Origin of the sequence: Streptomyces sp. NRRL S-1022 (assembly GCF_000720135.1) — a bacterium.
In the GTDB taxonomy this organism is placed as follows: Bacteria; Actinomycetota; Actinomycetes; order Streptomycetales; family Streptomycetaceae; genus Streptomyces.
In genome coordinates this window covers 1-707 of record NZ_JOIU01000111.1, presented here as the reverse complement: position 1 = coordinate 707, position 707 = coordinate 1, and the positions used below count along the sequence as shown (strand labels likewise).

The window sequence follows — 707 nt, the reverse complement described above, 5'->3', positions numbered from 1 at the left end:
CCCTCGCGCAGCGGGGTGTTCTCGCACAGTTCGTACCCGGAGTAGATGCCCCAGGCGGGGGAGAGGGTGGCGGCGAGCACGGCCCGGACCTCGAACGCGGGCCGCCCGCCGTGCTGGAGGTAGGCGTGCAGGATGTCGGGGGTGTTGGCGAAGAGGTTCGGCCGCATCCAGGCCGCGGCCTCGCCCGACAGCTCCGTCAGGTACTCGGTCAGCTCCTGCTTGCTGTTGCGCCAGGTGAAGTAGGTGTACGACTGCTGGAAGCCGATCTGCGCCAGCGTGTGCATCATCGCCGGCCGCGTGAACGCCTCCGCCAGGAAGATCACATCGGGATCCCTGCGGTTGACCTCCGCGATGACCCGTTCCCAGAACACCACCGGCTTCGTGTGCGGGTTGTCCACCCGGAAGATCCGCACCCCGTGCGCCATCCAGTGCCGCAGGATCCGCACGGTCTCCGTGACCAGCCCGTCCATGTCGGCGTCGAACGCGACGGGGGAGCCGATCGCCCAGGGCACGCCGACGTCGTCCGGACCGGCCGTGAGCGTGTTGTTGGGGCCCTTGCGGAAGGTCGTGCCGATGGGGTGGACCGGCGGCAGGTACACCACGTCGAAGCCCATGTCCGCGATCGCACGCAGCCGGCGCGCGGCCGTGCGGAACGTGCCGTGCGGCTGCTCGGCCGTGCCCTCGGAACGGGGGAAGAACTCGTACCA

General features: G+C 69.7%; 1 pseudogene. It reads right to left on the bottom strand.

The annotated features are described in order from the left end of the window. Positions 1–707 (bottom strand): annotated as a pseudogene (locus IG05_RS0141060) (alpha-1,4-glucan--maltose-1-phosphate maltosyltransferase); the annotation flags it as partial.